This is a genomic window from Lipingzhangella rawalii, assembly GCF_031628175.1.
In the GTDB taxonomy this organism is placed as follows: Bacteria; Actinomycetota; Actinomycetes; order Streptosporangiales; family Streptosporangiaceae; genus Lipingzhangella_A; species Lipingzhangella_A rawalii.
Window position 1 is genome coordinate 1 of record NZ_JAVLVT010000024.1, and the last position, 5,982, is coordinate 5,982.

Below are 5,982 nucleotides of genomic sequence, written 5' to 3' on the forward strand. Positions count from 1 at the left end.
TGCGTCCGGGATGACCTTCGTCGGCACGATCGCCACCGAGCCCGGCCACAAACCGGCCTTAACCGGCGGAACCAGGGTGGCCCCAGGCCCGGGCCCGGTGGCTGGGGCCGGGCGGGACGCCGGCCCCCGCGTCGAACCCGGCTCCCCCGCCGGCACCGCGATCGGCTCCGGGGTCGCCTTGGCTTCCGGCACGATCCCCGGGATCGGGGCTACCGGCCGTGCGCGCTCCCGCGGTGGGGCATCCAGGTCCTGTAGTCCCGCCAGGACCCGGGCCAGCACCGCCGGGGTCCGTGATGCAGGCGAACTCCACGCGCCCGGCGGTACCGGCCCCGGCTCCGGAGCAGGGGCAGACGGCCCCTGCTCACCCGGAACCCGCTTCGGTAGCTTCTCCGGTGCTTGCTCGCCTCCGGTTTCCGGAGCAGGCTCCGATTCGGCCCCGCCGCAGGTACACCGGTCCACGACGCAGGGCCGCGCCTCTGGCGGCGGGAACGGACACGGATGCTCCACCGGATTCACCGACGACCACGCACAGCCCTCGGCCGGACACTGCCAGAACAACACCGAACCACGGAGGTAGGGCCGGACACGGCTGCATTTACGCGGACGGCGCATCCTCGGCGGAGTACCGGATGCAGGACGCTGGACAACGCCAGCTCTGCTCGTGGAGGCGATACGCTCAACCACGGTCCTCACCTGCCTAACTCAGGTTGGGGGCAAGGCCTCGGCTGGGTGATGTCGCACCGAGTCGAGGCCGTTGACTGTTGCACCCCAGATACTTGGGGTCGCAGGTCCCAACGTGGCAGTGCAGGTCCAGAAGGTGCTATAGCTACTGGACCCTTGAAGTGCACTTGGGGAAAACCAGAATCCTGGTGGTCGCCATGAGTCTGTCCGTGGTTTTCTGTGGTCATGAACAGGAAGGCCAAACTTCCCCCTGAACACAACCCAGCGCTGCATCGCTTCGGCGTCGAGTTAAGCCGGATGCGCAATTTGGCCGAAATGTCACAACGTCGCCTTGCGCGGGCGACCGACTTTTCTCCACAACAGGTGGGGGCCATTGAACGGGCCGAGCGCTACCCCACCCGCGAGTTCGCCCAGTTGGCCGACGACCTCCTGGACGGCAACGGGAAACTCGTGGAGATGTGGACACATCTCTTCGGCGAGGCATACCCCGAGTACCTGGGGAGTCTGGTCGAGGCAGAGCAGTTGGCCACGATGATCCGCGAATACCACCCCTTGCTTATCCCCGGGATGCTCCAGACCGAGAACTATGCCCGCACCACCTTGCGCGCGGGCAACCCTCTCGCCGATGAATCCAAGATCGACCAGCTCATCGCAACGCGACTACATCGACAGCGGCTCCTCGACCGGGACCGCGCACCGGCCATGTGGTTCGTCCTCGACGAAATCGTGCTCCAGCGCCCCATGGGAACACCCGAAGTGATGAACGAACAGATCGGACACCTGCTTGAGCTGATCGACCAGCGAAAGATCCGACTTCAGGTGGTTCCGATCGCAACGACCCGCCACCACCCAGGGCTCACCGGACCATTCAAGGTACTCTCCTTCGCGGGTCAGCCGGACCTCATCTACGTCGAGACCGTGGCACGGGGCGAGATGGTCACCGACCCCGAGCGCGTTCACGCGGTCACCCTGCTGTTCACTACGTTGCAGGGCGTTGCGCTCTCGCCTGAGCAATCGCTACAGCTGCTCTACACGATCAGGAAGGACCTCGATGGAACTCAACTGGCGTAAATCCAGCTACACCAGTCAGCAGGGAGGCGACTGTGTTGAGGTCGCCTGGACGCAATACCAGGTCTACACCCGTGACTCCAAGCACCCAGAGCTGGGCCACCTGGACCTCCCCACCCGTGAGTGGTCAGCGCTGCTACACGCGGTGCGCACCGGCGAGGTGTAGTTCTCCAGTGGGCCGGGTACCAGGAACCCCGAACCAGCCCGGCCCCACACTGACAGGAACTCACATGAAGGCACCAAATACTTGGCGCACGTCCAGCTACACAGACCGCAACGGCTGCGTGGAGGTAGCTGACCATTCAGGCGGCGCGGCGATCCGCGACTCGACGCACCCCAATGAGGGCCACCTGACCTTCGACAGTGAGGAATAGCGCGCCTTCCTCACTGAGGTACCCCTCAGAACGTTCTGACGCCACTACATAACACCGGCCCCGAGGACAGCACCTTCAGGGGTCGGCTAACTCGTTCCCGCGCCCGCTCTACCCCGCCGCATGGTGAGGAACCAGATTCCTCGGCGTGGCCGTACGTGACGGCGTCCATGGTGGTTCCCCGCCCTGGCGGCAGGATCACAGGAGGGTGAGGGTACGACGGCGCCCAGGGGCCACCTCATGCTCCAGGAGCGCTCTCAGGTCAGTGAGGTGTCCCACTTCCGCGATCAGAGGGGCTACCGAGTCCGCATGCTGATTCAGCAGCGTTAACCCCAGGTGGAAGTCACCAGATTGGCGGCGGCAGTGGGAAAAGGAGCCGATCAGCCGGATTGACCGACGGAAGAGGCTACGTAGGGGTACAGGGAGCGCCACATCGGGGTCGTAGGCGTTCTGGACCACGATGCTGCCGCCGTCGCGGACGACTCCAAGTGCCAGCGCGAGCGGGGTCGCTTCGGCGCCGCTGGCGGCGTCGACCACCACATCGAAGGCCTTCTCATCGGTGGTGAGCGGAAGCCGGCAATCGGCTGGTATGGCCTTGGCGACGGCTGGCGATGGGGCTCGGCCCTCTCGGTGGAAAACCGTGACTTCCCAGCCTTGCCACCGGGCATACAGCGCGGTGAGCAGACCGATGGTGCCGGCTCCGACGACAGCCAGCCTTCCGGGCGGTCTGATAGGGGCGCAGCGCAGTCCGTGGGCGGCGACAGCGGTGGGGTCGGCGAGCACGGCGTGCAGCGGGTCGAGACGGGTGGGGAGCGGGTGGGCGTTGTCGGTGGGTACCCGCACTTCTTCGGCGAAGCCTCCGGGGAGGTCCCAGCCGAGGCGCTGAAGGTCGGGGCACAGGTGGCTGTCTCCTGCCGCACACCGGGGACAGGTCTGGCAGGGGACAAGCGGATCTATAGCCACAGTGCGGCCGGTGGGATCGGTTCCGACGATCTCGTGGCCTGGGCGCCAGGGCGCGGGCAGCGTGAAGCGGCTCGGGTGGCGGAGTTTGGGCAGGTCACTACCGCAGATACCACTGTGACGGACACTGATCGCGGTTATTGCCTGGCGACTGGGCCGAGGGGGTGCCACCTCGTGTAAGTCCAAGTGTCCGTCCCGGATCTCCCAGGCTTTCATTGCAGTTCCTGGATGTAGGCGGGCAGGTCTTCCACAGTGTCGACTGTGGGCCCGAACCAGCCGGTGGCGTTGAAGGCCAAGGCGTCGTCCGGGCCGCGTCGACGGACGGCCAGGACGGCCATACCGGCTTGGAGCGCGCCGCGGAGCTCCTTACCACCACCGTCACCGACGTAGAGCGTCCCGTGCGCCGGGGTGTCCAGGGTGGCGCGGATCTCGTCGTACAGCTGCTGGTCCGGTTTCACGGCACCGCTACGGCAGCTGAACACAGCAGCATCCACGAGGGCGGCAAGCGGGCTGCGCGGCCATGCCGCGGCGATCTCGGCGCTAGCGTCGCTGAGCACACCGAGTCGCAGGCCGGCACCGCGCAGGGACCGCAAAGTGTCCGTCACCGCAGGGTCGGGCCGCAGCCGGGCATGGCTGAGCGAGCGCAGCACGTCTGTGACCGGTCCGTACGGCGCATCGGTCTGCTGGACGTTGCGAACCAGGTGTGCAGCGAGGGCAGAAATTGTGGGCAAGGTTCCGTCGTGGCGAACCTGCCAGGTGGAGGAGAAGTAGGCCTCGACCTTTGCTGTGGGGGAGCCAAGGACCCTCGCTATTCGGGTGGCTGCCTCGGTGCGTTCCCGTGGTGTGGGTGCAGGCACCAGAGTCCCGAACAGGTCCAGTACTACTGTCTCCACTGCCAGCGTCAGGAGGTGGTGATGCGGGCGAGTTTTCGCCCGGCCTTGAGGTAGAAGTCCCCGGCCTGGGCGTCGAGCTTGTCCTTGAGCAGGCGTGCCAGCGGGGTATGCGTATCGTCGACGGCGAGCTGTACCTGATCCTGGTCGCCATCGGCCTCCACCACCAGTCGTAGGCCGTTCTGCTGGGCCAGACGTCTCACTTCCCCATTGCTCTTGGCGAATCCCAGGTTCTTGACGACGTCAGCGAGGCTCTGTTCCAGGTCGGTGACGCTGGGCAGGTCCTCGACATCGCCGAAGGTGCGCTTGGAGAAGCGCGCCACGAATTCCTCACGCGCCTGCATCGCGGCGTCGACCCCGTGGATGGCGGCGGTGACCTCACCGGCGAGGACCTTCTTCAGGTCCATGGGGTGCAGTGTTCCGGCCGTGATGCGGTCGCTGGTAAGGGCAAGTTCGGAGTCCAGCCACTCCGAAAGCGTACGGAAGTACGGCTCGACGAGCCGATCGGGCACTGACATGAGCTTGCCGAAAATCTCGCCGGGTGGGGCGGTCAGGGGGACGTAGTTGCCCTGGGACTTGCTCATCTTGGCGCCAGAGCCATCGGTTCCCTCGATCAGGGAGGTTGCCACCACCAGTTCCGGCGTCTGGCCGCAGATGTCCATGACTTTGCGGCACATCTGCATGTTGAGGAACTGGTCCAGCCCGCCGACCTCTAGGTCGCATTGGGTCTCCACCGAGTCGAGGGCCATCACCACCGAGTACAGCAGCTCGGCAAGGGACAGCCCGTGCCCAGAGTCCAGGCGAGTGCGAAAGTCCTCGCGCTGTAGCGCCATGGACGCCGGGATCTTTCCGGTGATCTCGATGAGTTGGGGCAGAGTGAACTGGCGCAGCCAGTCGCCGTTGTGCCGGAACTGGGCGCGTTCGAAGTCGAAGAACGGGCTGACCTGCTCGCGGTAGGTGGCGAGGTTGCGGGCGATGTCCTCGTCGGTGAGCGCGGGGCGTTCATCGGAGCGGCCGGAAGGGTCACCGATCTTGGCGGTCATGTCGCCGACGATGAACACAACCTGGTGACCCATGCGTTGGAAGCGGCTGAGTAGCAGCATCGGCACGCTGTGGCCCAAGTGGACCTCGGCGCCGGTGGGGTCGATGCCGAACTTGGCGACAAACGAGCGCCCTTCCCTACCGGCCGCGGTGATTCGCTCTGCGAGGTCCTCAGTGGAGGGCTGGAGCTGCTGGGTGCGGTTCGCGATGAGCGCGGCCTGTTCCTCGGCGGGAAGGTCGGAGAGGTCCAGGCTGCGCCGGCGGGTGGTCTCGGTCAACAACTCACGCACCGTGGCGTCTGCCGCAAGATCAGCATCTTTGAGCAGCTCGCTCACATGGTCGACAGACTGGCTCAGCCGGGTCATCGCAGCTCTCCTGGGACCGGGACGTCGCGCCACATGTTATCGGCCCCGCATCCTCGACGTGTCCTTTCAGCGGGGCCAACGCTGGATCAGATCAGTAACGTACTCCGCGCGGCGATCATCGCGGCGACTCTGTCAGCGTCATCGCAATCGGAGAGACGCATCGTGAACACAGGTTGTCCTCTCACGGAGGTGCTCAGATATGAGTGGGTTGGTGCCAGCGGCATTCGCAGTGGGTCCAGGGTTGTTCGCAGGTGGGGCAGGGTGGGTTGAGCCAGGTGTGGATCTCCTTTGCGTCGTAGCGGTGGGTGCCGCCGGGGTGCGGTAGGTGGTGAGGTATCCGGCGAGGCGCCAGCGGGTCACGGTCAGCGGGGCGACCCGGAACATGGCGGCGACTTCGGCGCGGGTGAGGAGGTGCATCGCCAGGGGCTCCTGTTCTACGGATCGAGGGAAGGGGAAGGACCCGCCCGGCCCGGTCGGGGAAGGACGCGGAACCGGGCCGGACGGGAGCCGGAGGGATCGGAAGGTTTGTGTGGGGGTGGTGTGGCCTGCCTCGGGCGCCTGGCGGGCGTGCGGGGTGCGCTTCACTACCCGAACGGGGTGCTGCGT

6 protein-coding genes are annotated in these 5,982 nt (G+C 66.0%); 3 read left to right on the forward strand and 3 right to left on the reverse strand.

Annotation, left to right across the window (positions count from 1 at the left end; genetic code table 11):
* Positions 1-906 precede the first annotated feature (906 nt).
* The 3 genes from RIF23_RS20490 to RIF23_RS20500 all read left to right on the forward strand — a co-directional run bounded on the left by RIF23_RS20490 (position 907) and on the right by RIF23_RS20500 (position 2,123).
* Positions 907-1,752 (forward strand): helix-turn-helix domain-containing protein, encoded by an 846-nt coding sequence (locus tag RIF23_RS20490; RefSeq protein WP_310914274.1) that lies wholly within the window; start codon positions 907-909, stop codon positions 1,750-1,752.
* Positions 1,733-1,915 (forward strand): DUF397 domain-containing protein, encoded by a 183-nt coding sequence (locus tag RIF23_RS20495; RefSeq protein WP_310914275.1) that lies wholly within the window; start codon positions 1,733-1,735, stop codon positions 1,913-1,915. Before RIF23_RS20490 ends, RIF23_RS20495 begins: the two co-directional genes overlap by 20 nt.
* A gap of 64 nt (positions 1,916-1,979) precedes the next feature.
* Entirely contained in the window at positions 1,980-2,123 is a 144-nt protein-coding gene (locus RIF23_RS20500) for a DUF397 domain-containing protein (protein ID WP_310914276.1), read from the forward strand.
* Between the two features lie 195 nt (positions 2,124-2,318).
* On the opposite strand, the gene RIF23_RS20505 is transcribed toward RIF23_RS20500, so the two are convergent.
* The 3 genes from RIF23_RS20505 to tyrS are packed head-to-tail and all read right to left on the reverse strand — an operon-like array spanning position 2,319 to position 5,376.
* Complete coding sequence (locus tag RIF23_RS20505) at positions 2,319-3,296, reverse strand: zinc-dependent alcohol dehydrogenase (RefSeq protein ID WP_310914277.1); 978 nt, start codon at positions 3,294-3,296, stop codon at positions 2,319-2,321.
* Positions 3,293-3,973: an HAD family hydrolase gene (locus RIF23_RS20510; RefSeq protein ID WP_310914279.1), complete on the reverse strand. Its 681-nt coding sequence runs from the start codon at positions 3,971-3,973 to the stop codon at positions 3,293-3,295. The genes RIF23_RS20505 and RIF23_RS20510 overlap by 4 nt, the downstream gene beginning before the upstream one ends.
* An 8-nt stretch (positions 3,974-3,981) precedes the next feature.
* Positions 3,982-5,376: a tyrosine--tRNA ligase gene (tyrS, locus tag RIF23_RS20515; RefSeq protein WP_310914281.1), complete on the reverse strand. Its 1,395-nt coding sequence runs from the start codon at positions 5,374-5,376 to the stop codon at positions 3,982-3,984.
* Positions 5,377-5,982 lie beyond the last annotated feature (606 nt).

What these genes read in the sequence shown, in the direction of transcription:
- RIF23_RS20490 (WP_310914274.1), top strand. Translation starts at nt 907, where the DNA reads ATGAACAGGAAGGCCAAACTTCCCCCTGAACACAACCCAGCGCTGCAT.
- RIF23_RS20495 (WP_310914275.1), top strand. Translation starts at nt 1,733, where the DNA reads ATGGAACTCAACTGGCGTAAATCCAGCTACACCAGTCAGCAGGGAGGC.
- RIF23_RS20500 (WP_310914276.1), top strand. Translation starts at nt 1,980, where the DNA reads ATGAAGGCACCAAATACTTGGCGCACGTCCAGCTACACAGACCGCAAC.
- RIF23_RS20505 (WP_310914277.1), bottom strand. Translation starts at nt 3,296, where the DNA reads ATGAAAGCCTGGGAGATCCGGGACGGACACTTGGACTTACACGAGGTG.
- tyrS (WP_310914281.1), bottom strand. Translation starts at nt 5,376, where the DNA reads ATGACCCGGCTGAGCCAGTCTGTCGACCATGTGAGCGAGCTGCTCAAA.